Consider the following 21,199-nt stretch of genomic DNA (forward strand, 5'->3'; position numbering starts at 1 on the left):
GGGATAAAAAGAATTATCGTACTGATAATGGCTGTTTCTGTTCCCTCGGATATTAATATTAAAGATAACAAGATCGTCAGAGACGAAAGGATAATGAATATAATTCCAAAAAATCTTTTCACGGCATTTCCTCCAGCAATTTATGATTTGCTTGTCATGATCTGTTGATTGCGCTCTTTCAAACGGAACTTTAACTGGGATAGTTGCGAAGCAAAACGTTCACTATTTACCAATTCCCCTGCTTCGTACTGATTTGTAAGCTCACTGTTCATCAATTCAATGTCCAGCAAGATCTGGCGGTCATTTTTCTCAAGGGAATCCGGAGTGATTGGGTCACTATACTTTACAAGTTCAATTAATGATTGAACGGTTTTGCGCTCTTCTTCCACAGTTAGGACGGGATGTTGCACCATGGTATGAAGCAATTGTTGTAAAGCTTTTTCGATTAATTCTAAGTTTGCGATTTTTGTATGTTCATCTGTTTCATGACGGCGCGCACTTTGAATATAGATCATAATGATTCCGCACAAAATAATTGCGATCGCAATCGTTAACGTGTGTAACAATACGAACCAGCGAAGCGCATGATCTGCTGAACCTGTTAACAACGTGTAGATCATCACACAAATCAGATAAATACCTAATACTACACCTAAAGCTGTGTAACCTGGAACAAACCGTTTAAACCGATCCATATTTTGCATGATGAACCGCGCGTAGATCCAAATAGCCGTAATCGCTACATAAGAAGCAACGAGATTCATCCAAAAAGAAAACGACAGAAGCGCATGATTAAACAGCGTAAAAGAAACGATTGATGATACTAACATGCATATTAAATAGACGACATCCAAAATCAAGAGATTGCTCCGTTTGACCATCACTATGCCTGTCCTCCTTCTTGCAGATTGTTTCCGCAATCGAGACAGAACTTCTGGCCGGGTTTTACTTCATGTTGGCACCGACTACATTTCAAGCTTAAACTTGTGCCACAGTTGCCACAGAATTTTGTATGACCGGAATTCATATGGTTACAATTTGGGCATGGGCTAGGCATCGGTTGATGACATTGAATGCATTCCAATGCGTTCTCCGCATTATCCGCCCCACATGAAGGACATGCATAGTATTTGTCACCACAGTTAGGACAGAATTTGGTTCCCTTTGGCAAGGCATGTCCACAATTGTTGCAATCTGTTGTTGCTACCGATTTGTCGGCTAATGAATTGCCACATTTGCTGCAAAAAGAGCTGTTCTCCTGATTCGGATGATGACACTGCTTACATATACTTACTGCAGGCGTTTCCTTCGTAGACATCACTTTAGACATCTGGGACATCTCGCTACTGAAAGAACCACCCAGACCAACCCCCATGCCCATACCAAGCCCTGCGCCCATGATGTCTGACTGCATGCTTCCTTCATTCTTCGCTGCACCTTCAAGCGTATCAAACGAACGTTCTTGCTGATATGTGTAGCCAATGATATCCATCTCAGCTTTGCGTGCCAACGCTTCTCTTAATCGAATGACGGAAGGATCTTCTTCGGGCAGATTGACATTGTGAATATACAGGTTGATTAACTCAATACCAAATTCTTCAAAAGTAGAAGCTATCGTATCTGCAAAATGTCGTGATATCTCGGCGATATATGCATTGATCTCCAAAACACTTACTTTTCTATGTATTAGATATGATGACAACATGGAGTTAATATTCATGATGATCAGCCCGCGGAAGTAATTAATCATATTAGCTTGGTTAAACTCAGGCAGTGTTCCCACAAGCTTGACCAAAAATTTTCGTGAATCCGAAATTTTAATTCCCATTTGTCCGAATGTTCTCACGGGAACAATAATATTATACTTGGGATCCTGGATCTGAATCGGATTCGCCGTTCCCCACTTAACATCCAATGCGCTTACTTGATTGACATACCATACTTCTGCTGCAAAAGGTGACTTCCCTCCGAACGGAAGGTTAACGAGACGGTTCAAGATTGGGATATTTGCAGTACTCAACGTATGCCTTCCGGGTCCAAACATATCAAGTGCTCTTCCATCCTTGAAAAGAATTGCTTGTTGAGATTGATTCACAATTAACTGAGTCCATGTTCCCAGTTCAGTCTCGGGATGTTTCCAAGCAAACACATCAGGTGAGCCATCATACTTAATTACGTCAATAATCGCCATGTTTAATTCCTCAATTCAGTATTAGATTACTATAATTTACTATAAAGTTTTTTTGCTAAAACACTGATTCCACACTATTTCCTATATTTAATTATCTTTCATCTACTTGATCCATGTTAGGCATTGATATTTTACCATTTCTAACCTTAATACGCACTAACATAGTTCATTTTTCATATGATATTTTTCCTATATTATCATATTCATAATGGTAAAAACCTCTTCCATATGTTCATAGGAAAGAGGTTAACTATATAACCACAAATTGTGAAAAACCAAAATATTAGCTTGTGAAACCACTCTCGATCATAATCAACGTCCCAATTTTGAAACCACTGGCAAAAGCCTCTTTTGAATGTATAGAGTGAACTTGATCCATCATATCAAACAATACCTCGAGTTGTTTAAAGTCATCCTCCGAAAGCTTTTCCTGAAATTTTTCGATATAAGCTGTAATCTCCTTATTAATAGATCGATACTCCGAATCTTGAGGAACAATATTCTCCTCTGGTCTCAGGTTACCGTAATATAATTCTTCTATTATATTTCCCACATCACAGCCCTCCTTCCTCTAATAAATGTCTTGTGCTCTTCTCATGACAATTATATAAGTTTGACAGACAATGCTGGGGAATTATGCGATATTCGCATATGATTTCTTATATCTTTCAAAGGCTATCGCATTTTGCATGCTTGCTTTGACATAATAATGTAGCGCTTGTTGAGCCCTACCTCGGGAGTATGCTAAGATAATGGACACCGATTTCTACAAAAACCTATAACAAATCAACCGTACAGAAAGGACACTATGAATCCTTCATCACTGTCATCCAAATTACAACAGATCGTTCCACAACTGGATCTGCGAAGCTGCCTCGTTAGCGTACGCGGTGAGATCATGTTCGAACACTACCGCAACCAAGAGGCTGCGACTGATATTGCAAAAATCAATTCATGTACCAAGAGTGTGCTATCCGCCCTCATCTGTATAGCGATGGATAAAGGTTTGTTGCCAGAGGCATCAACCCCAATCTCCACCTTTTTTCCACAGTTGACATCCGATCCTGATACGCGTAAACCAGCGATCACACTGGAACAACTGCTCACCATGACAGCCGGATTCAACTGGGACGAGTTCGGCGGGCAGAATTCATTCCCTCGCATGACCCGCACCGATCATTGGGTAGATTTTGCGTTGGAACAACGCTTAAGCCATGTACCCGGTACATATATGGAGTACAACTCCGGAGTATCACAGATCCTATCCGCCATCCTGATGCAAAATGTAGGTATGAACGTAGCCGAGTTCGCGGAACGCTATCTTTTTGGCCCGCTGAGAATTAAGGATTATGAATGGGAAAGCGACCCTCAAGGTGTACATACTGGCGGATTCGGTCTTAAAATGTTACCCGTAGATCTGCTGAAATTCGGTCAGCTGTTTCTACAGCAAGGTATATGGGAGGGAGAGTCTCTCATTTCAAGTGATCTCGTATCTCGTTCGACGCAGCCTTTTATTACAGTCACTCCACCGAATCACGGCAGTTATGCTTGGCATTGGTGGGTGGATGTCTATCCGAATGAAAGGTCTGACTCCGAAAATATTGCTGCTGTAGACGACAAATCCAATCTCCATTATTATTACGCGCGAGGATTTGGTGGTCAGTATGTATATATTGTGCCAGAGCTCGAACTTGTTACGGTGTTAACCAATGACAAACGAAAGAAAGAGAAACCTCCGCTGGATGTTTTCCCTCGATTAATCGCCCCTGAGCTATGGAAAATGTTATAAACGCAGGCATTCTTTTTATCTTGTCTCATAAATGAACCCCCAACCTTGTGGCCATAACCAGCCCATAGATTGAGGGTTTATTTGTCATGCCAAAGCTTCTTCGATAGCAATTGTTATTGGATAAGGACCAGACTCTTGATTAGAGACCACAACCAGTTGTAGATCATAGTCCCGATACACGGAAGACATGAACGACACTCCTGGATCAAACCCCATGACATGAAATTTGAAAATCGCTTCTCCCTTGCGGTCAATCCAGATACCCTGCCCATAATACTCTTCATCCTCTTGATGAGCATGTGGGGTTAATAACTGCTGTGCCGTTTCTTCATTCAACAATTGGTGACCCAGCAAAGCATCCCAAAATCGAATCATATCCGGTGCCGTAACATAGGCTCCACCGTCCGATCCACCTTTGACAGGAATGGAGAACATATTAGTATTCCAAGAGCCATCTTCATGATCGATATACCCTAAAGCTGTGTTACGCGGGAGCTGATCTGTTACGAAATAACCGGATTCCTTCATGCCACACCTTTTGAAAATGTGCTCTTCCACATAATCTGTAAACGCCAGTCCTGAATGTTGTTCCACGACAAGCCCCAGCACAATAAAACCCGCATTATTATAATGAAAACGTTCACCCGGAGCAGACCTCATTGGCAGATGCTGAAACATGGGCAGAAAGTCACTTAAACGCCGCATCGCGTAGACGGGTCTGTCTTTCCATAATTCTGAAAAGTCATCCATCACTTCTTCATCGAAATAATCCGGAATGCCTGACGTGTGTGTTAACAACTGCTGAATGGTAACTCCTTCGTCCCATAGTGGAAACTCCACATCCAATACATCCGTAAGCTTGGAATCCGCAGACAACTTGCCCGCTTCAATTAGTTGGCATATACTCACTGCCGTGAAGATCTTACATCCAGATGCAATTCCAAAGCGTGTATCCACCTGATTGGCAAGTTCTTCACTGCGATTTGCATAACCACGTTTCATATTCAAAAGGGTTTTCCCGGCTTGCTGGAGTAATACAACACCCGAAAAATTCACGCGTTCCATGACTTCTTCTACTTTTGTTGTCAGCTCTACTGGATTCAACATTTTGTTGTTCACCTACTTGTCTATGTATTCATTACATTCTCATTCTTAATTCTTCGTCATATCCTGCATACCTGCCAAATTTTCATAAAAAGAAGGATTACTCCCTTATAAAAGGAAATAACCCTTCTTCAGACAACGTAAGATTAAGTTTGACAAAGCATGCTCAAATGCTGTTCAATCAATTGTTCCACTCGTTTTACCGTAAGTCTATCTGGCTCCATGCCTCAAAACAACATAGGTTAGCGTAACGCTTGCAGGTCCGAGTTGGGACTTCCTGCACTCTTCTTCTTTTCACGGGGAGCCCTCGTATTGATCAGATAATACAATGTGGCATAGATTGTAGTGATAAACGTGCCAAAAAACAGGCAAAACGCCAGAGACGGACGGCTTACACTTTCGTGCATCAGTTCAATTAGCGTCTCGCGATTCGTCAGTGCATCCCAGCTATTCAGTCGATATACACGTCCAAGCAATACCCCGTAACTTCCCAAAGCACAGCCTGCCAGTACAAAGATCCAGGATGCCCAGCGTCCAATTCGGTGATAGATCACTTCCTGAAGCTGATACATCGACAGGAATCCAAGCAGAAGACCAGTCCAGACAAACATTAATACAACACTTAAGTCGTACCAATACGTGTAGTCCACCCCGTTCCCACCATAATACCGGGAACTTCTCGCTGTCAGATGAACCAGATCCGTAACAATGTAAGAAGAGTTCGGGAAAAATAACAACCACAGCAGACCACTTGCAACTGCAAGCCATGCGGCACCTTTCCATTTCACATCACTTAGAAGATAGGCTGCATAAGAGAACACAAAAGGAATCCAGCCCAAGAACAGATTCCAGATCAGGAAGCGGAAATAACGCTGATCCAGCCAATCTGCGGCTACGTAGAACAAGCCAAGCGTTACTATAGTAACCACACTAAGGAAAATAAATATGCGAATATAATTCAGTTTTCTCAATGATTCTGACCTCACTTGATAAAATTCAATTAGTTTCGAAAATAGCGGATGATTTCTTCCTTATTCTTTTCCACACGCAAATTCAATCCTCGTTTATCCTTTAATCCATACTGCTGTAATTCATGCCCTGGATCAAGCACCAACGGTTTAGTCGCCACATCAACCAGCAAATCCATCGTCAGTTGATAGGTCTCTCGTAACTTGTCCATTGGCAGAGAGGATTCATACCGTTTGATCAGCTCAATCAGACGTTCAGCATACACGAGACGAACCATACTGTCTGCACTCTTCAATTGTCTTGAAGCAAATGCTGTAATGGCTTTAATTATACTTGGTTCTGTCCGATGTTTGGCAATCAACGCAAGTTCATCCACCGCATCCCAATTCATGATAGACAGCTCGGAACTTAATTGTTGAATTCGCTCTCCTATCCATTGTTCCTCTAACTCTTGGGGTACGTCCCATCGCTTATAGTCGGCATACACGCCTTCTCGATGCATCTGTATAGCGCTCCCGTAATGTTTGACGAACAAATCCTTTGCTACACCCCAATCGGTCTCTTCCATCTTAACCACCACCATACCTGTTCCTATTTGTGCGTATACTGCTAACATTACATAAATTTACTACTCTCCAAGCATACTATAGAAGTTGAACTATACATTTGCACGAGAACTCAGAGGACAGAAACAAACTACAGAAGCGAAGCGTTCGCTAAAAGCTTTCTACAAGAAAGCTACTTCGGAAGCATAAGCTTATCACCGGATTTTCACCTTTGTAAAATCGAATTAAAAATCTGGGGATAACAGCGATCGGAAGGTTGTTCTGTCATCGGAGTGACAAGTGTATATATTCTTTCGTTCAACTTATATAGAATCATACCATTTACCAAAGGAGAATCAAATTTACAATGAATCCAAATTCGATGCACCCTCAAAATTTAGTACAACCCACATTGAATGCTAATCCAAATGTCACCCCTAACATGAATCATGGCGGCCATGAGATGTTTGATGTGCATGAGATTCTGTCCTCCACCATTAACGTCCTGGATCAATACATGATCTTTCGTACATTTGTGCAGAGCCAGGAACTGATTGGCATTCTCGACCGGCAGTACAATTTCATATTATCCCAGTACAATCTGACAGCAGAGTGTTTTGCATCCGGACAGAAGCCTCATCAAGAGACAGCTACCTATATGATCCCCAACATGGTACCACCGGTATATGGCCTTAAGCCATCAGCACCGAAAAAGCCAAACCAGAGCTTGGCCGATGTAAAGGATGCCGGGATTAGCGGTCATATGCTGGGACTGATCAAGTCACATGCGAGTCTGCTCGGCATGTCCTGTAGCGAGATCACAAATGGGACGGTTCGCCGAGTCATCGCTTCACAGATCCAGCATTTTATCGAGATGGCCTACGAAATTTTCATGTTTCAGAATAAAAACGCGTATTATCAAGTACCTCAACTCACTCCAAGTGATACACAACAGATGCTTCAGGCATACATTCCAGCAACCGGGGCACCTCAGATGCCTATTAACAATAAACCACTTCATTAATTAGAAAATAAAGTCCGATTCCCCAGAACAGTCTCTTCAACCCATGCGGGTTTTAGGGGCTGTTCTTTGGTTATTTATAATCATTTCCTGCTTAAGACTCTTGATTTGGTTACCAGAAACTGGTTTAATCAAAGACAAACCCGTACATATTCAACTTACGGATCATACATATAAAATAGGGTAAAATGCCGTTATACGAGAATTCAAATGGCTTTTTCTTCATTAATGGGGAGGTATACAAATGAGATGGAAGCAACCTGCTAAACTTGGTTTACTGGCTATGGCTCTCGGCTGTACTGCCATTGGCACAACACTCACACCTTCAACAACACTAGCTGCACCTGTCCCCGCTTCCAAAGCGGTGTATCATCAGTTCCAAACCTATCGAACAGAAGCAGTGAAGTCCACAGAAAGTCTGGTTAAAGCGCGTAAATACCTGATGAATCATATCGATAAAGTCGGCCCTTGGCAGGCCACACTAATGACGCTGCAACTGGAGAACATGCAGAACGTGAAATTGGCTAATATGGACTACCAAATGTATACGGAACAATTTCAACAGGCCATATCTCAAGCCCATGAACAACTTGGTTACGAACAGAAGCTTACATATAGTCGTCTGCTCAAAGAAATTAAAGATCCGACCGTGAAGAAGCTTCTGCAGGAAGCTTCAGATCTCGGGTTCAAACTGGAAACCAGTGAAGGCTTGTATTACCCCATCATCAATTATGAGATATATCAAAAGTTCAAACCTTTTGTTATGGCTGATATTGCTGCATACATTAATATTATGGCTACCGAGTCCAACCAAATGACGACTTCAGATGGGGGCATTATCATCTCTTGGAACGAATTAATCCAGCGTGCATTGGAGAAAGAAGCCTTTTTGAACAACTTCCCGAATTCCAATCGCACATCAGCAGTGAAGCAAGGGTTATTTGTGGATTATCTGTTTTACGGAAGTGACAACACGCCTGCTTATGATTGGTACACGGATGAAGAAATTCGCACCATGGACCCTGTGGTGAAACAGGCTTACGAGAAAGCTTTGGCTTACCGGGAGCCCGATACGCAGAGTGTTCTTCTGGACACTATGGAAAAGATTTTACTGGTTCTCAATCAGAATAATGATGAGCTTACACCTGAAGTCAGAGCAATCATTGAACCTGTTCAACAACAATTTGCCCGTGAATAATCGGATGCTGAATCGCAAAATGTGAATGCCAAAAAAGCGGCAATCCTCGTGACAGAGGTTGTCGCTTTTAAGTTTACATATCAAGTCGTTACGTTTGGATCAAAGAGTTGAAGTGTCTATTGATGCAAGTTTGTTCGGATTTACAACGAGATACACGCCCTCAATCCGCTCTCCGGAAGCGTCCAACTCCAAACAGAGTACCTCGGACAACTGCCCTTCTTTCATCAACGCGAGTTGAAGTTCGCCATTGATCCACATCGGTACCCATTCTCTCTCACGTAATCGCGTAAGGACTCGCCGTGAGGTCAGGAGTGCAAGCACACCTTTGTGCACATTCATTGTTCTCATAACGGTATGCACAACGCCACCGCCATCTGCTGTAAATACAGGCTGATCTGCCAGTAACTCCAGCATGGCAGAGACGTCATAACGAAGGAAAGCCGTTGTAAAACGGCTCAGCAATTCACCTTTGGCTATCATATCCGTATCACTCTGCTCGATCGGCGGAAGTCTTTCGGGCAGATTTCGTCTGGCACGGCTAAAGATTTGACGGCAGTTACTCTCCGTTTTGCCCAGCCAATCTGCTATTTCGGAATAATCATATCGGAACGCTTCACGAAGGACAAAAACAGCCCGTTCCATGGGCGATAGACGCTCCAACATGACCAGATAGGCGTAGGAGATCAGCTCTTTTTTCTCCATCGTTTCCTCTGGCATGTTCGCCTCTTCACTGTCACCCATCGGCTCTGGCAGCCACTCACCAACATAACTTTCCCGCTGATTACGGGCGGAATTTAGCAGATTCAAGCTTCGGTTCACCACCAATCTGGCGATGTAGGACTTGGGATTACGAATATCCTGAGCAGACGTGCTCTGAATCCCCGCAAAACAATCCTGCACAATATCTTCAGCTTCTGCCACACTGCCCAGCATGCGGTAAGCTATTGAAAATGCATATTTTTTATAACGAATATACAACTCACCAACATCCAGAGAAGACACTTCTGGCTCATTGGCGTGGAAATTAGAATTCATAAGAAGCCTCCTCTGGCATGGTGCGTGTATTTTTTAGTTAAAGCAACCCGGATACATCCCAGTTGTGATCGCAATCCGGTTCCAGTTATTAATCGTGTTAATGGCTAGGATCAGATCCACCAGTTCGGATTCACTGAAATGTTCACGAACCTTATCGTACAACGCAAGTGGTACACCATGTTCCGAGATTCGGGTCACCGCTTCAGCCAGCTCCAGCATAACACGTTCTTGATCCGTGAAGAAAGGCACTTCACGCCACACACTTAGCAAAAGAATATGATCCGCGTAATCTCCCAGTTTCATCAGATCTTTGGCATGCATATCGAGACAAAAAGCACAGCCATTAATCTGGGACACGCGGATTTTTAACAATTCATACAATACTTTATTTTCAAATTGCCCGGATATATATTGCTCCATTGCCATCATCGCTTTAAAAGCACCTGGACTCGCTACTCTGTAATTCGTTCTTAAATTCATTTTTCATTCGCCTCCGTCATTTGGTTTACATACTGTAGACAAATGACGGCTGGGATCTGTGACATTCTTTGCGAAAATCTTTTTATGCTCACAAGGATGTCAGCTCAACTAATGAATATTCACACTGAAATTCTGATGGCAGGACAACCTCCATGGAGTCAATAATCAGTAATGGAAAAACATACTGAAAGGTTATTCTCTTTTCTACAATTAACATCTAACGTAAGAAAAATCCGCGTTTTCCCGTATTCATGTACTGTTTTTGCTGTACCGTTTGTGATTTCAACCAAAAGTAGGTTGGATATATTGATATTTTGACCAAAAGAGTAGTAACATACGGCTAATTAAGTTAACTTTTCTAACATAAAAAGAGAATCGTTTATTCATATCGGCAAGGAGTGTTTCCTATGATAACTTCCAATGCAAACCGTAATGTGACGTCCGAATTGCCTAGAGGCTGTACGTTCACCGCCGAAGACTGGCATGTATTATCCCAATATTGGTACCCGGTAGCCCAAGCAACCGAAGTAACAGACAAACCCTTGGCTGCTCAATTACTCGATGTGAAGCTGGTTCTCTACCGCAGTAATGATCAGATTGTGGTAGCCAAGGATCTTTGTTTTCACCGCGGGGCCCCACTTAGTAAAGGCTGGGTAGAAAATGGCGAGATTGTCTGCCCTTATCATGGTTTCCGTTATAATTGTGAAGGAAAATGTACCGCAGTACCTGCGCACCCAAGCTCCAAGATCTCGCCTAAGCTCAAACTTATCGTGTACCCGGCAGTCGAACGTTATGGCTTGATCTGGACCACTTTGGCGGGAACGGAAGAACAGATCCCCTCCTTCCCTGGATGGGATGATCCGGATTATATCAATATTTTGCCACCCAACTTTGACATTTCCGGTTCCTCTGGACGACAAATGGAGGGTTTCCTGGATGTATCCCATTTTGCCTATGTGCATACCGAGACGTTTGGTGATCGAAACAACACCGAAGTCCCCCAATACAAAGTGAAACGCGAAGGTAATGAGTTACTGGCGGAGTATTGGAGTACTGTAAGTAACTATGGCAAAGGGCAAGATCTTGTTGCACCTGAAGGTTTCCAATGGCTGCGCGAGTTTCGAGTGTTCCCACCTTTTGCGGCTTCTCTTACGGTACATTTCCCAGGAGACGACAAGCTGAATATTCTGAATTGTGCTTCGCCAATCTCTGCCCGTTATACACGTTTATTCTGTCCAATCACACGCAACTTTGACAAAGACGCTCCGATTGAAGACACAATCAAGTTCAACTTGCAGGTATTTGAAGAAGACCGCGAGATGGTCGAGTCACAGAAACCGGAGGATCTGCCCCTTGATCTGCATGCCGAGGCCCATATTCCCGCAGACCGTACTTCGATTGCTTATCGTCAATTATTAACGGAGCTTGGCTTGGGACGAAATTACACATCGTAAATTAAATCATATATAAGTTCAACTAATGAATATTTAATTGAACTTATGTAGGTGTTCTTCAATCTCAGGCAAGCTATCGATGATGGATGTCGCGCCTAAAAAGTCTTGAAGTACTATCCTGCGGTCTCTGGGGAATGGGTTGAAAATTTTCTTAGGAACTCAGGACATCTTATTTGGCCTCTAGGTCCTCATTTAAAATTGTAAGGAACCTCAGACTCGTTATTTCCCAAAATCCCCCGATAAAAACACTTCATACGGCTGTTTATTCTGATATAACATGTCTCAGATTCTTTAGATTTTTGGGCACGCCTTAAATCCTTGATTAAGACGCCAACGATTCGTTAGCACTCCATGCTCCGGACACGTTCAGGTATGCATCGGCTTTCAGCAGGTTTGAAGACACCTTTAATCAACAAAAGAAGCGTTCCTTTGCGGACGCTTCTTTTGCTATACCTAATTTAACTGAAATACTTATGTGTATTAGATAAACCTCGCCTCAGGAACGTCATCTTTCCTCTTGATTATTCGTATTCATAGGAAGCTCTCTATAATACGGACAGCCCGGCTCATGAATAATACGTGGATCAACCCAAGTGCCCCAGTACGGAAGACGGTTTACGTAAGGTTGCATGTTTGGTTGGTTGTTCGGCTGTGAGTTGGGCTGCATGTTTGGTTGTACATTGGGTTGTGTGTTTGGTTGCATGTTTGGCTGTACATTTGGTTGTACATTAGGCATTACGTAAGGCTGATGATTCACATTTGGAGCACCGTTAGAGGCAGGAGCAGTTGAAGGCTGGCAATCTGCCGGCGGGCCAATAATCACTGTTTTTTGAATGGGAGCAAGTGCTTCTTGAACTTTTTTCTCATCCAGACAGTACGTATAAGCCAACAGTTTTGCAGGTGTAAGACGTAAGGTGTCTGAACCAAATATCGCTTCAGGAACCGGAGCATCAAAGATTGCGAGTAAGTGCGTGTGATCTGCAGTGGCCACTTCATAGTGCCACCAGCCTTGAGGAACGTTAGCCACCTGCCCCGGAGTAATCGGGAAATGAAGAAGCTCGTTGGTAAACGGATTAATGAGGGAAACAACTGCCGCACCGCTGATGCAGTATACCAACTCCGTTGCATTCTGATGCGTATGTGGTTCAACCACATTGCCCGTGTTGAGGAAAATATCCAGTAAAGAAACATTGCCCAGTGTGTTTAACTGCTTGATGGAAAGAGCGTTAATATAGTTGTTCTCATCCTTCTTGAATAACGGGTTATTGCTCAAATCGTAAGTAAATTCGGTGGTTGGTAAAGTGTAATCCATGTATGAGGTTGCCAAAATAAAACGCCTGCCCTTCGCTCTCGGTTTAGGTCATAACCTATATGCCAGCTTATGCCCAGCGCCCAGATACGTGAGCCCATTTCCGCCAAGTTTTCCTCGCATAACAAATATCCCTGACTCGGACATCCCGAGCAGGGCTCTATTTGTTACATGTTCTTTTTCATTTCCCAGACTTCTTCCCAATGGGTTCCAAATGGAATATTCATTAAGTCTACATACTTCAGCCAATGCATTCTTGTGACAACATCTGGAGTTCCCTCAATCAGTGCATTTGTCACCAGTAAAGCACGCAGATTCTTCAGTTTTTCCAACTCCGGGGGGAGCTCACGTATACCAGAATATACGATCTCCAAATACTTCAGCTCACTTAATTCACCAATCTCAGGCGGGATACAATTTAATCCCAACTCAGTTTGTGGTTTGGGCCTCCAACCAGGTGCAGATTCAAAAGGACTGCCACAATAAATTCTTAACTCTTGAAGTTGCTTCAATTTCCCGATTTCTGCCGGAATACACTCCAGATCCAACGTTGTAATGACCAATCTTTCCAATGAAGTAAGTTCAAACAGACTTGCAGGAAGTGAGTACAGATTCTGCTCAAAAATCGTCAACTCCTTCAAGTGCTTCAACTCCCGAATTCGTTCGGGAAGCTCACTTAAACCATGTAAGCTGATATCCAGCTTATCGGTCTGATGTCTGATCGCATCGTCCAGGAGATGATCAATTTCCTTATGACGGTCCAAATCAAAGAACAACCCCGGAATCCGCTCCATAAGTTCACTCGCTTCTTTGTAAGTAATCCTCATGCCATACATATGCTCATGGGCAACCGAGAAAAAATAATCATTTCCGTCTTCTGTCATAAAGCAAAGATCGTCCGGCAATGACGGATAACACCAATCATGAAAACGATTGGCTTCTTCTTTGAGCACGCGACCCGATTCCGACGTACAGCGATATGTATAATAGGTGCCTTCGGAATAATAGGCTCCGCTTTTTAGCATCATTTCTTCCATCGTAGCTCGTTCCACAAGATAGGGCTTCAATCTCTCTAACACACGAACTACTTCCGGTATCTCGTTCTCTTCGTACCTTTGTCTGTCTACCAGCATAAAACGATCTGCCTTCTCGATCAATTCGTCAATCAACAGTTCATAGGCCGTTCCTCTTGGATCAGTGTGAAAAGCTACGGCTACCATATGTTCCCCCTCATTACTCATTATTCATTAATCTTCAATCTGCTGTATCATCTGAAACCACTGTGGCATAGGCTGATATCATCAATCCAATCATTGGAGGCTTGTTACATGGCATACGGCCCTGGTTCAGTGTCATCCCCGCAACCTGCGGGTTATCCTTACCCTTATTATCCACCACCTCCGCCACCCTCACCGTATCCTTACCCTTATCCGTATCCATACCCACCCATCGTTCCTGTTCCACTACCATATCCGATCGGTGGTCCTTGGTGGCATGGTGGATATCCCGGCGGTGGTTACCCCGGTGGACACCCTGGTCATTTCCCAGGAGGTGGCTATCCCGGTGGACCTCACGGAGGTGGCTATCCAGGCGGACCTCATGGAGGCGGGCCGGGTGGTCCAGGTGGACACGGAGGACCTCCAGGCGGAGGATTTCACGGACATCGTTTCTTCCAGTGGTAATCATTAAACTCATTCAAAGTACTTGTTCAGATAAAGGAGCTGCTTCGGCAGCTTCTTTATTATTGAAGGAATTGTCTAATCGTGCAGGATTTTAATAGGTGATCTCATCCATCATCTTCAGATTACGGTTCGACATGCTGAGGATATCCGTGAAGGTAGGTGTAAGGTAATAAACAAAGTCCGGATCGTGCACGTACATAATAATCTGCCCATACGTGCCTTCCGCCGTTGGATCAAAATCGAGCATCAGATACAGTGAACCACCTGCAATTGTTGCAAAAGGAATCCATGGTTTATGGAAAAGGTATGGTTTGATCTCCGGGTCCAGCTGGCTGATCTCTTCGGCAGAATAATACTCTTCAAGCTTCTCATCCACTTCACAGAAGTATTGTTTGGTCTCTCGAATCTCTTCCAATGACATCAGATAAAAGGGTGTACATCTGCCCGTCTCGGCATCACCCGGCTACAGCACATGCAACCCGTAGCCACTGCCGTCTTTCCTTTGGTAAAAGGCACGAAAATCGCCAGGCAGCCGGACGCCATACTCCTTTTCGAATAGATCCAGACTTTCCTCGGATGCACCTTCCCGCTGTTGATATTCTTCAAACAATTGTCGAATCTCTTGATCCTGTATTTTCTCATCTAACAAGTGATTCAGCTCGTCCATTAGCACGTTTAATGATACATTCGGCTCCAATCTCACCACACCTCCCCTAACTCAGTTCTTCTCTTCTTGTAGATACTGATGATATTCCCAGAACGCTTCTTCCTCTCCGCCGCCTTCAATTAGAATCATGACTGCGTAAGATAACAAATTAAGCCATTGTTCCATCAATGTCACCTGTTCGTCGGAAATGAGGTTGTTGCTGCGAAGCATGCCTTCGGGTTCAACGGCCCAAGCACGGGCCATATGAGTAATTCCCCATAGACATGCCATGACTTCCCGATCCAGTGAAGGCCGTGCAAGTTCGGACGCCAGAACACGCAGTATCTCCATCAACTCATGAAAATTCTCCTTAATCAAATGTCCACGGAAAGGCCGCAGACTGCCAATAAAACCGTTCTCCATCTTGGGATGACTCAGATCATCATAAGAAAAGGAGTGACATTTTAATAACGTTACAGCCTCTTCACGTTCCATCCCTTCACCCCTTTGCAGGTTGTAATACGACCTTACCAGCGAAGAGGTTCTTCTCCACGCCACAACACATACCGCTCCAACTCACGAAGAGTGCCTGTACCGATCCCGTACTCGTCCATTTCTTTGGAACGAAGATCAAGCACATGCAGCATGCCACCATATGTACCAACTGCCAGCTTGGACTGCTCTGGTGATACAGCGAGAGAATAGATCGTACTACCCACAAAATGACGCCATACTTCCTTACCCTCGCCATTTACACAATATAGATAACCATATGCATCCCCAAGCACCATGCCCGCCTCTATTTCCACTGCTGCATACACTCGTGCATTCTCATCCATCACTGGCCAATCTTCCTTCGTTTCGTTGCCTGCGATTGATTCCAGCGGGACCAGTATCGTGACCCCGTTATAGAAATGACATGCGTTAAACCAGATGTTCTGGTTATTACTGGTGAATGCCGCATAATGAGGATAGCTCGATTCTGGATAGAGAGAGTATGTCTTGTTCGGCTGGCGGTCCATCACCATATGATTGCTTCCTTGGCTGCCATAGGCAATCCATCTACCATCCCTTGATACAGCTGCATGTCCCATATCTATCTGTGTATCCTCTAGCTCATACTCTTCGATCTCTGCCAGATCGGGATGAAGCAAGGTCACCTGGGCTTGTGTGACGAGATATATCCCGTATCTTGAATGTATGAGTAGTGCTTTGCCTTCATCGATAGGTATCAGTCCTTCAAGTGTCCGTTCGGGATGCTCACAGTCCGCAAGTGATTCAATCCGAGGTAATGCCGACTGTATCCGGGCTTGAATATCTTCCCATTGATATGTCGCTATCTCCTGTCCTTCCAACTTGCGATCTGGCTGACGAATGATACGAATCCCATCCGGTCCTGCAAGCGCAAAGTCAAGTCCATCCGATGAGCAACCTGCAAAAGTATATGGAGAGATCAACTGCCATCCGTGCTGATCCATCGTATATATCTGACTATTCTCCGTGAAAATCCCCGTATTACATACAATCGTTTCCTCGTTCAGATAACCTACAACTTTGACCGCTTGCATGGAAGCCTGAAACGCCTCGTTCAATGGCCACGTCGCTGCGGGTAGCTCATGTCGAAGCACCTCCACATCACCATGGAGATTGGCCTGTCTCACCATATGGAATACTTCAGTACTCATTCCGTCTCTGGAGTCTCCCTCCAGCTCGGATTCATCCGGTTGCTCTCCCTGCATGCTTCTCCGGACAAATGCATTGACATCCCTTGCATAACGCTTGCCTTCATTGCGCCATTGTTCCGCGATGTCTTCCTTTAACCAACTCATACGTTGCCCTCCACTCTGCCTCTATTCATATGCCGTACAATGATGTGCTTGCAAAAACAGGCTAATTTCGTTATCCGTCGCCTCCTCCGCACCATTCTTTTCTTCATAGAACAGGGCAACTTCTCTCCCAGCTGCATAGTTAAATCGTAAATATCCTCCCATCGACACCATGAACATCTTGCACATGTACTCATTCTCCAACACAGCATCCCACTTAAATTCTGTTTTGCATGTATCGGCGAGTTCCTTCATGGAGCTTCCCTGTTCCGTCCCTGAAAAATGGTAAAACGTATGTTTCCGCAGCTCATTCCACGGCTCAAAGTAAAGTGGCGTTATTGGTTTATCCTGATGGTAATACCCACAATAGATCCGGTCCAGCGTTTCGCCAAATTCAGTCTCCGAGCATGTCCATAAGGTGATATTTTCATCATGACGCGGTAGCCACAACAGCCCCTCAACTTCCGGATGAACAGCAAGGAAATCTCCATCTACAGAACTGCCGATGGAGATGCACTGCTCAAGTTGATGCTGACTTATAGGCGAATCATCCGTATGTATCCAAAAATCATATTCAACAAAAGGCTTCAACACTTCCGGGTCCGGTCTCTGCACATTCATCCACCCCGTATATGTACCTTCCCCGTAGTGCTCAATCCAGGTGCGGTATGATAAAGGTAGCGAGATGCCGTGCTGTTGTTCAAAGTGATCCAGTTCCTCTGTTGGAACCGGCTTAAGTACACGGGATACAATATACATTTGTCGACATCTCCCATCTCAGTTTGGTTCATTCGTTTTCAGGATCTAAGCCAGTTCTTCCTGTACAATTTCAGTCCATACTCCTTTACGATTCAGAATGCGAACGGCAAAGGCATCATATCCATCACGCTTGACCTGATCAAAATGCATGCTCTCTCCCGTAATCAGTTCATATGCACCATTTTCATCTACATCTTCGCCAAACTCTTCATCCCAAGGCACATTGTAGTAAGCCGTCAACTCTACTTCAAATATGTCCTCACCTTCAACATCCAGGTAAGGACGAAGGGGTCTGTCATGTAGTGCGTCTTCCGAATAGGTCTCACATAACATAGCATCATAGCCGTGCTTGGCGGTATCAATGAGCAGATAGCGCTCACCCGTGACCGTATGCTCCGCATATACAAGAAGAGGTGTCGAATCATGCCAGGTAATCAGATCATCTTCAGTCAAGTCACCATAATAAAAAATATGGAATTTATCATGACCATCACTCATTTGAAGTTTGCCTTTCCACTCCACTTCATCGGACTTTATGTTCTCTTCCTTCCTAATTAATCCTTCCAGATAAGCAGGTCCATGTTGTACACCATACTCATTCATCATCTCGCCTCCGATTTGTTCATTCGAATGGTAACCACTTTGTGTTCCTCATCCACCGTCAGTTTCACATCGATGTTCAGCTTGTCACGGAATAACGCCGTAATATTGATATACGGATCGCGGGCAGCTTCGCTACTACCGCCACTATTACGGCTCATTCCCTGATGAATGATGGATTCTACCAGCTGTTTATCTCCCTTGCCGGTGTTATTGTAGGTGTAGATCACCTGCCCATCCTGATCATACAGATTCAAAACCGTTGTGAAATCATTGGCGTTCTCATACTGTCTCTCGGTCTGTACATAGTTGTGATCTGTACGTTGATAGTTTACAGTACCAGCCAGATACGGATTGTCCCCGCCTGGCTTCACATCATACTCCTTATAAGCCAGATTAAACAGGTATTGGATATGATTCATATCAATTCGGTAATAAAACTGACGGTTATCTTCCTCTTTGTCCATCGCTGCAAAACTGTTAATCAGCGGCCAAGCCCCATAGGACTTCCCATTAACATCAACGGCCAGAGCATAGTCAGATAATACTGTCTCTTTTTGAAATACACCAAATGTCTGTAAAATAAAATAAGCCGGAATCATCAACATACCCAGAATGACTGCAAAAATAGTAAGTTTAACTCGTAGTTTCATTTCTTCTCTCCTTGCGGCTTTAACTCTTCAATTTCAGTCTCATCCAGTCTTGTGCTGAAGCTTCGACAGTGTACGAACAACCACATCCCTGTTCTTCGCATCCTTGATATAAGCCGGAATACTATGTGAAGCCGTTCGTATAGGCATATTGCCGTATTTTACACGCAGATCTGCGGAGACATAAGCGATGAGATAATTCAGATGCTCCCGATTCACAGCCCATATTATTTTTCCTCTGAAATTATCCAGGAAGTATAATTCCAGCCCGAACACAGGATCTTTCCCTGCACAAATCTCGGAAAAACACCTTTGGTATGTCGGCTTGGCGTGTAATTCAACCTGATTAACAGAACTACAATGCGGACATTCCACATGCGTCGATCGGTGAGACGTCTTCTTCTCGTCTGTGACTTCCACGTTAAACCAACGTTCACATACAGCACAATTCCCCTTGGCTTTATATTGATATACTGGTTCTTCAAAAGCTTGAGCGTAACATTCGTAACACTTCCACCCCATTTGACCATTCCGTTGATCAATCGAAGCGTGCCCACCGCATTTGGGACATTTCACATCAATCCGCTCTCCCCGTCGAAGGACCGAATAGAAACTATACTTATACGCACCTTCATCTTCGAAACGTTTCATCCTGTATCCACCTTTCTTCTGAAACTACGACACACACAGCGTCAAAATACTCAACATTTACCAATCCATCTCTCTAAAATTATATGAAACTCCGTTCCTCAGCACAACAATTGAAGACAGATTGTTGGAAATGCCTCTATTACGACATACCCAAGTGTGTGCCTCATCACACCCGTCTCCACCTCAATAACGTAATCTATAACTAAATAACTACTGAAATGAAAGAAAACCTGCTTTTTATATTGTGAAAAATATCACTTGAGTAAAGGTTGTGCAACTATGTTCTCCTTACTGAATGTATACAAATGGTCACTCGTATTCGCTATATTCACAGCAACTCTCTCTCACTGTAGTTCAACCGATACGGTTAAACCTGTTCACCACGATGAAGTCTCCTCCTCCTCTGCGGTCAGTCAACCCCCGGTGGACCCGATCATTCGCAGAGAAGGTACTACGGTATATATTGAAATGACGGCCCAGGTTACAGATGTCGAAATCTCCAAAGGAGTGATATACAACGCTTGGACATTTAATGGTACCGTCCCCGGGCCCGTCCTACGAGTGACCGAGGGAGATACCTTGGTGTTCACGTTGAAAAATAAAGATTCCAGCCTGCCTCACTCCATGGATTTTCACGCTGTACATGCTGCTCCCAGCAGCAAATTTATTGATGTGATGCCAGGCAAGGAAGGCACGTTCACCTATTCCACCTCCTCACCCGGTGTATTCATGTATCACTGTGGAACCAAACCGGTCCTTGCCCATATCGCCAACGGGATGTACGGCATGATTATTGTGGAACCCAAAGCAGGATACCCTTCCGATCATTTGGTTGATCGTGAGTATACCCTTGTTCAGAGTGAATGGTACAAAGAGCATGACTATGAAGCTTTTTTGAACGGGGAACCAGATTATGTCGTATTTAACGGCAATGATTATGGATTAATAAAACATCCCCTGTTAGCCAAAGTAGGAGATACGGTGCGAATCTATGTCAGTAATGCAGGACCCAATGAAGTCTCATCCTTCCACGTTGTGGGTACCATTATGGACCGTGTGTATACCGATGGGAATCCACGCAACATCCAGTATGGAATACAGACGGTTATGCTTCCCGCAAGTGGTGGAGCTGTCGTAGAGTTCACCGTGACCGAAGAAGGTGATTATGCGATTGTAACCCATCAGTTCAACCATGTAGCCAAAGGAGCTGCCGCTGTTCTGCGTGTGACCAAGGATGGAACTGATCATGGTGGACCCGCGATGTCTCACTGAGACATGACAATAGATAAT

At 44.0% G+C, this 21,199-nt stretch carries 22 protein-coding genes and 1 pseudogene; 6 read left to right on the plus strand and 17 right to left on the minus strand.

Annotated elements, in window-relative coordinates:
* Positions 1–140 precede the first annotated feature (140 nt).
* The 3 genes from NSQ20_RS19515 to NSQ20_RS19525 form a co-directional block, all read right to left on the minus strand.
* Complete coding sequence (locus NSQ20_RS19515; protein WP_307411122.1) at positions 141–884, minus strand: hypothetical protein; 744 nt, start codon at positions 882–884, stop codon at positions 141–143.
* Positions 884–2,191 (minus strand): SPFH domain-containing protein, encoded by a 1,308-nt coding sequence (locus NSQ20_RS19520; protein WP_340030649.1) that lies wholly within the window; start codon positions 2,189–2,191, stop codon positions 884–886. Before NSQ20_RS19520 ends, NSQ20_RS19515 begins: the two co-directional genes overlap by 1 nt.
* Positions 2,192–2,474: 283 nt before the next feature.
* On the minus strand, positions 2,475–2,744 hold the full coding sequence (locus NSQ20_RS19525) for a DUF6809 family protein (protein WP_340030650.1): 270 nt from the start codon (positions 2,742–2,744) through the stop codon (positions 2,475–2,477).
* Between the two features lie 255 nt (positions 2,745–2,999).
* Between NSQ20_RS19525 and NSQ20_RS19530 the strand changes: the two genes are divergently transcribed.
* Positions 3,000–3,980 carry a serine hydrolase gene (locus tag NSQ20_RS19530; RefSeq protein WP_340030652.1) on the plus strand — a complete coding sequence of 327 codons (981 nt, stop codon included), beginning with the start codon at positions 3,000–3,002 and terminating at the stop codon, positions 3,978–3,980.
* A gap of 84 nt (positions 3,981–4,064) precedes the next feature.
* On the opposite strand, the gene NSQ20_RS19535 is transcribed toward NSQ20_RS19530, so the two are convergent.
* The 3 genes from NSQ20_RS19535 to NSQ20_RS19545 all read right to left on the minus strand — a co-directional run bounded on the left by NSQ20_RS19535 (position 4,065) and on the right by NSQ20_RS19545 (position 6,621).
* Positions 4,065–5,087, minus strand: coding sequence for a serine hydrolase (locus tag NSQ20_RS19535; protein ID WP_340030654.1), 1,023 nt, complete (start codon positions 5,085–5,087; stop codon positions 4,065–4,067).
* A gap of 239 nt (positions 5,088–5,326) precedes the next feature.
* On the minus strand, positions 5,327–6,055 hold the full coding sequence (locus NSQ20_RS19540; protein WP_340030655.1) for a DUF1361 domain-containing protein: 729 nt from the start codon (positions 6,053–6,055) through the stop codon (positions 5,327–5,329).
* Between the two features lie 29 nt (positions 6,056–6,084).
* Complete coding sequence (locus tag NSQ20_RS19545) at positions 6,085–6,621, minus strand: hypothetical protein (protein WP_076250069.1); 537 nt, start codon at positions 6,619–6,621, stop codon at positions 6,085–6,087.
* Between the two features lie 419 nt (positions 6,622–7,040).
* Here NSQ20_RS19545 and NSQ20_RS19550 point away from each other — a divergent pair, with 419 nt between their 5' ends.
* Both NSQ20_RS19550 and NSQ20_RS19555 read left to right on the plus strand, forming a co-directional pair.
* Positions 7,041–7,622, plus strand: a complete 582-nt coding sequence (locus tag NSQ20_RS19550; RefSeq protein ID WP_235193902.1) for a spore coat protein — start codon at positions 7,041–7,043, stop codon at positions 7,620–7,622.
* 241 nt (positions 7,623–7,863) lie between these two features.
* A complete protein-coding gene (locus NSQ20_RS19555; RefSeq protein ID WP_340030657.1) occupies positions 7,864–8,817 on the plus strand; it encodes a hypothetical protein in 954 nt (317 codons plus the stop codon).
* Between the two features lie 99 nt (positions 8,818–8,916).
* On the opposite strand, the gene NSQ20_RS19560 is transcribed toward NSQ20_RS19555, so the two are convergent.
* Positions 8,917–9,852: a sigma-70 family RNA polymerase sigma factor gene (locus tag NSQ20_RS19560; protein WP_340030658.1), complete on the minus strand. Its 936-nt coding sequence runs from the start codon at positions 9,850–9,852 to the stop codon at positions 8,917–8,919.
* A 33-nt stretch (positions 9,853–9,885) separates the two neighbouring features.
* On the minus strand, positions 9,886–10,332 hold the full coding sequence (locus NSQ20_RS19565) for a carboxymuconolactone decarboxylase family protein (protein WP_036672879.1): 447 nt from the start codon (positions 10,330–10,332) through the stop codon (positions 9,886–9,888).
* Between the two features lie 407 nt (positions 10,333–10,739).
* On the opposite strand from NSQ20_RS19565, the gene NSQ20_RS19570 reads away from it, so the two are divergent.
* The gene (locus NSQ20_RS19570) at positions 10,740–11,786 is read left to right on the plus strand and encodes an aromatic ring-hydroxylating dioxygenase subunit alpha (RefSeq protein ID WP_340030659.1); all 1,047 of its coding nucleotides are present in this window, start codon (positions 10,740–10,742) and stop codon (positions 11,784–11,786) included.
* A 505-nt stretch (positions 11,787–12,291) separates the two neighbouring features.
* Here the strand turns inward: NSQ20_RS19570 and NSQ20_RS19575 are convergent.
* On the minus strand, positions 12,292–13,113 hold the full coding sequence (locus NSQ20_RS19575) for a cupin domain-containing protein (RefSeq protein ID WP_340030660.1): 822 nt from the start codon (positions 13,111–13,113) through the stop codon (positions 12,292–12,294).
* A gap of 149 nt (positions 13,114–13,262) precedes the next feature.
* The gene (locus NSQ20_RS19580; RefSeq protein ID WP_340030661.1) at positions 13,263–14,315 is read right to left on the minus strand and encodes a leucine-rich repeat domain-containing protein; all 1,053 of its coding nucleotides are present in this window, start codon (positions 14,313–14,315) and stop codon (positions 13,263–13,265) included.
* Between the two features lie 108 nt (positions 14,316–14,423).
* On the opposite strand from NSQ20_RS19580, the gene NSQ20_RS19585 reads away from it, so the two are divergent.
* The gene (locus tag NSQ20_RS19585; protein WP_340030662.1) at positions 14,424–14,777 is read left to right on the plus strand and encodes a hypothetical protein; all 354 of its coding nucleotides are present in this window, start codon (positions 14,424–14,426) and stop codon (positions 14,775–14,777) included.
* A gap of 91 nt (positions 14,778–14,868) precedes the next feature.
* Here NSQ20_RS19585 and NSQ20_RS19590 read toward each other — a convergent pair.
* The 7 genes and pseudogenes from NSQ20_RS19590 to NSQ20_RS19620 form a co-directional block, all read right to left on the minus strand.
* Positions 14,869–15,444 (minus strand): annotated as a pseudogene (locus tag NSQ20_RS19590) (SMI1/KNR4 family protein).
* Positions 15,445–15,495: 51 nt separating this feature from the next.
* Entirely contained in the window at positions 15,496–15,918 is a 423-nt protein-coding gene (locus NSQ20_RS19595; protein WP_036672886.1) for a hypothetical protein, read from the minus strand.
* Positions 15,919–15,950: 32 nt separating this feature from the next.
* Positions 15,951–17,252, minus strand: coding sequence for a hypothetical protein (locus NSQ20_RS19600; RefSeq protein WP_340030663.1), 1,302 nt, complete (start codon positions 17,250–17,252; stop codon positions 15,951–15,953).
* A gap of 21 nt (positions 17,253–17,273) precedes the next feature.
* Positions 17,274–18,008: an SMI1/KNR4 family protein gene (locus tag NSQ20_RS19605; protein WP_282320968.1), complete on the minus strand. Its 735-nt coding sequence runs from the start codon at positions 18,006–18,008 to the stop codon at positions 17,274–17,276.
* 45 nt (positions 18,009–18,053) lie between these two features.
* Positions 18,054–18,614 carry a hypothetical protein gene (locus tag NSQ20_RS19610; protein WP_036613375.1) on the minus strand — a complete coding sequence of 187 codons (561 nt, stop codon included), beginning with the start codon at positions 18,612–18,614 and terminating at the stop codon, positions 18,054–18,056.
* Positions 18,611–19,261: a hypothetical protein gene (locus NSQ20_RS19615; RefSeq protein ID WP_036672890.1), complete on the minus strand. Its 651-nt coding sequence runs from the start codon at positions 19,259–19,261 to the stop codon at positions 18,611–18,613. Before NSQ20_RS19615 ends, NSQ20_RS19610 begins: the two co-directional genes overlap by 4 nt.
* Positions 19,262–19,300: 39 nt before the next feature.
* Entirely contained in the window at positions 19,301–19,909 is a 609-nt protein-coding gene (locus NSQ20_RS19620) for a hypothetical protein (RefSeq protein WP_340030664.1), read from the minus strand.
* A gap of 279 nt (positions 19,910–20,188) precedes the next feature.
* Here NSQ20_RS19620 and NSQ20_RS19625 point away from each other — a divergent pair, with 279 nt between their 5' ends.
* Entirely contained in the window at positions 20,189–21,181 is a 993-nt protein-coding gene (locus NSQ20_RS19625; protein ID WP_036613368.1) for a multicopper oxidase domain-containing protein, read from the plus strand.
* Positions 21,182–21,199 lie beyond the last annotated feature (18 nt).

It is taken from the genome of Paenibacillus sp. FSL K6-1122 (genome assembly GCF_037977015.1).
GTDB classification, from domain to species: Bacteria; Bacillota; Bacilli; order Paenibacillales; family Paenibacillaceae; genus Paenibacillus; species Paenibacillus amylolyticus.

Excerpts from the sequence above, each read along its gene's own strand:
- NSQ20_RS19620 (WP_340030664.1), bottom strand. The coding sequence starts at position 19,909 with ATGAAACGTTTCGAAGATGAAGGTGCGTATAAGTATAGTTTCTATTCG.
- NSQ20_RS19610 (WP_036613375.1), bottom strand. The coding sequence starts at position 18,614 with ATGATGAATGAGTATGGTGTACAACATGGACCTGCTTATCTGGAAGGA.
- NSQ20_RS19605 (WP_282320968.1), bottom strand. The coding sequence starts at position 18,008 with ATGTATATTGTATCCCGTGTACTTAAGCCGGTTCCAACAGAGGAACTG.
- NSQ20_RS19550 (WP_235193902.1), top strand. The coding sequence starts at position 7,041 with ATGAATCATGGCGGCCATGAGATGTTTGATGTGCATGAGATTCTGTCC.
- NSQ20_RS19545 (WP_076250069.1), bottom strand. The coding sequence starts at position 6,621 with ATGGAAGAGACCGATTGGGGTGTAGCAAAGGATTTGTTCGTCAAACAT.
- NSQ20_RS19520 (WP_340030649.1), bottom strand. The coding sequence starts at position 2,191 with ATGGCGATTATTGACGTAATTAAGTATGATGGCTCACCTGATGTGTTT.
- NSQ20_RS19615 (WP_036672890.1), bottom strand. The coding sequence starts at position 19,261 with ATGAAACTACGAGTTAAACTTACTATTTTTGCAGTCATTCTGGGTATG.
- NSQ20_RS19560 (WP_340030658.1), bottom strand. The coding sequence starts at position 9,852 with ATGAATTCTAATTTCCACGCCAATGAGCCAGAAGTGTCTTCTCTGGAT.
- NSQ20_RS19570 (WP_340030659.1), top strand. The coding sequence starts at position 10,740 with ATGATAACTTCCAATGCAAACCGTAATGTGACGTCCGAATTGCCTAGA.
- NSQ20_RS19625 (WP_036613368.1), top strand. The coding sequence starts at position 20,189 with ATGTTCTCCTTACTGAATGTATACAAATGGTCACTCGTATTCGCTATA.
- NSQ20_RS19600 (WP_340030663.1), bottom strand. The coding sequence starts at position 17,252 with ATGAGTTGGTTAAAGGAAGACATCGCGGAACAATGGCGCAATGAAGGC.
- NSQ20_RS19595 (WP_036672886.1), bottom strand. The coding sequence starts at position 15,918 with ATGGAACGTGAAGAGGCTGTAACGTTATTAAAATGTCACTCCTTTTCT.
- NSQ20_RS19535 (WP_340030654.1), bottom strand. The coding sequence starts at position 5,087 with ATGTTGAATCCAGTAGAGCTGACAACAAAAGTAGAAGAAGTCATGGAA.
- NSQ20_RS19585 (WP_340030662.1), top strand. The coding sequence starts at position 14,424 with ATGGCATACGGCCCTGGTTCAGTGTCATCCCCGCAACCTGCGGGTTAT.
- NSQ20_RS19580 (WP_340030661.1), bottom strand. The coding sequence starts at position 14,315 with ATGGTAGCCGTAGCTTTTCACACTGATCCAAGAGGAACGGCCTATGAA.
- NSQ20_RS19530 (WP_340030652.1), top strand. The coding sequence starts at position 3,000 with ATGAATCCTTCATCACTGTCATCCAAATTACAACAGATCGTTCCACAA.
- NSQ20_RS19555 (WP_340030657.1), top strand. The coding sequence starts at position 7,864 with ATGAGATGGAAGCAACCTGCTAAACTTGGTTTACTGGCTATGGCTCTC.
- NSQ20_RS19565 (WP_036672879.1), bottom strand. The coding sequence starts at position 10,332 with ATGAATTTAAGAACGAATTACAGAGTAGCGAGTCCAGGTGCTTTTAAA.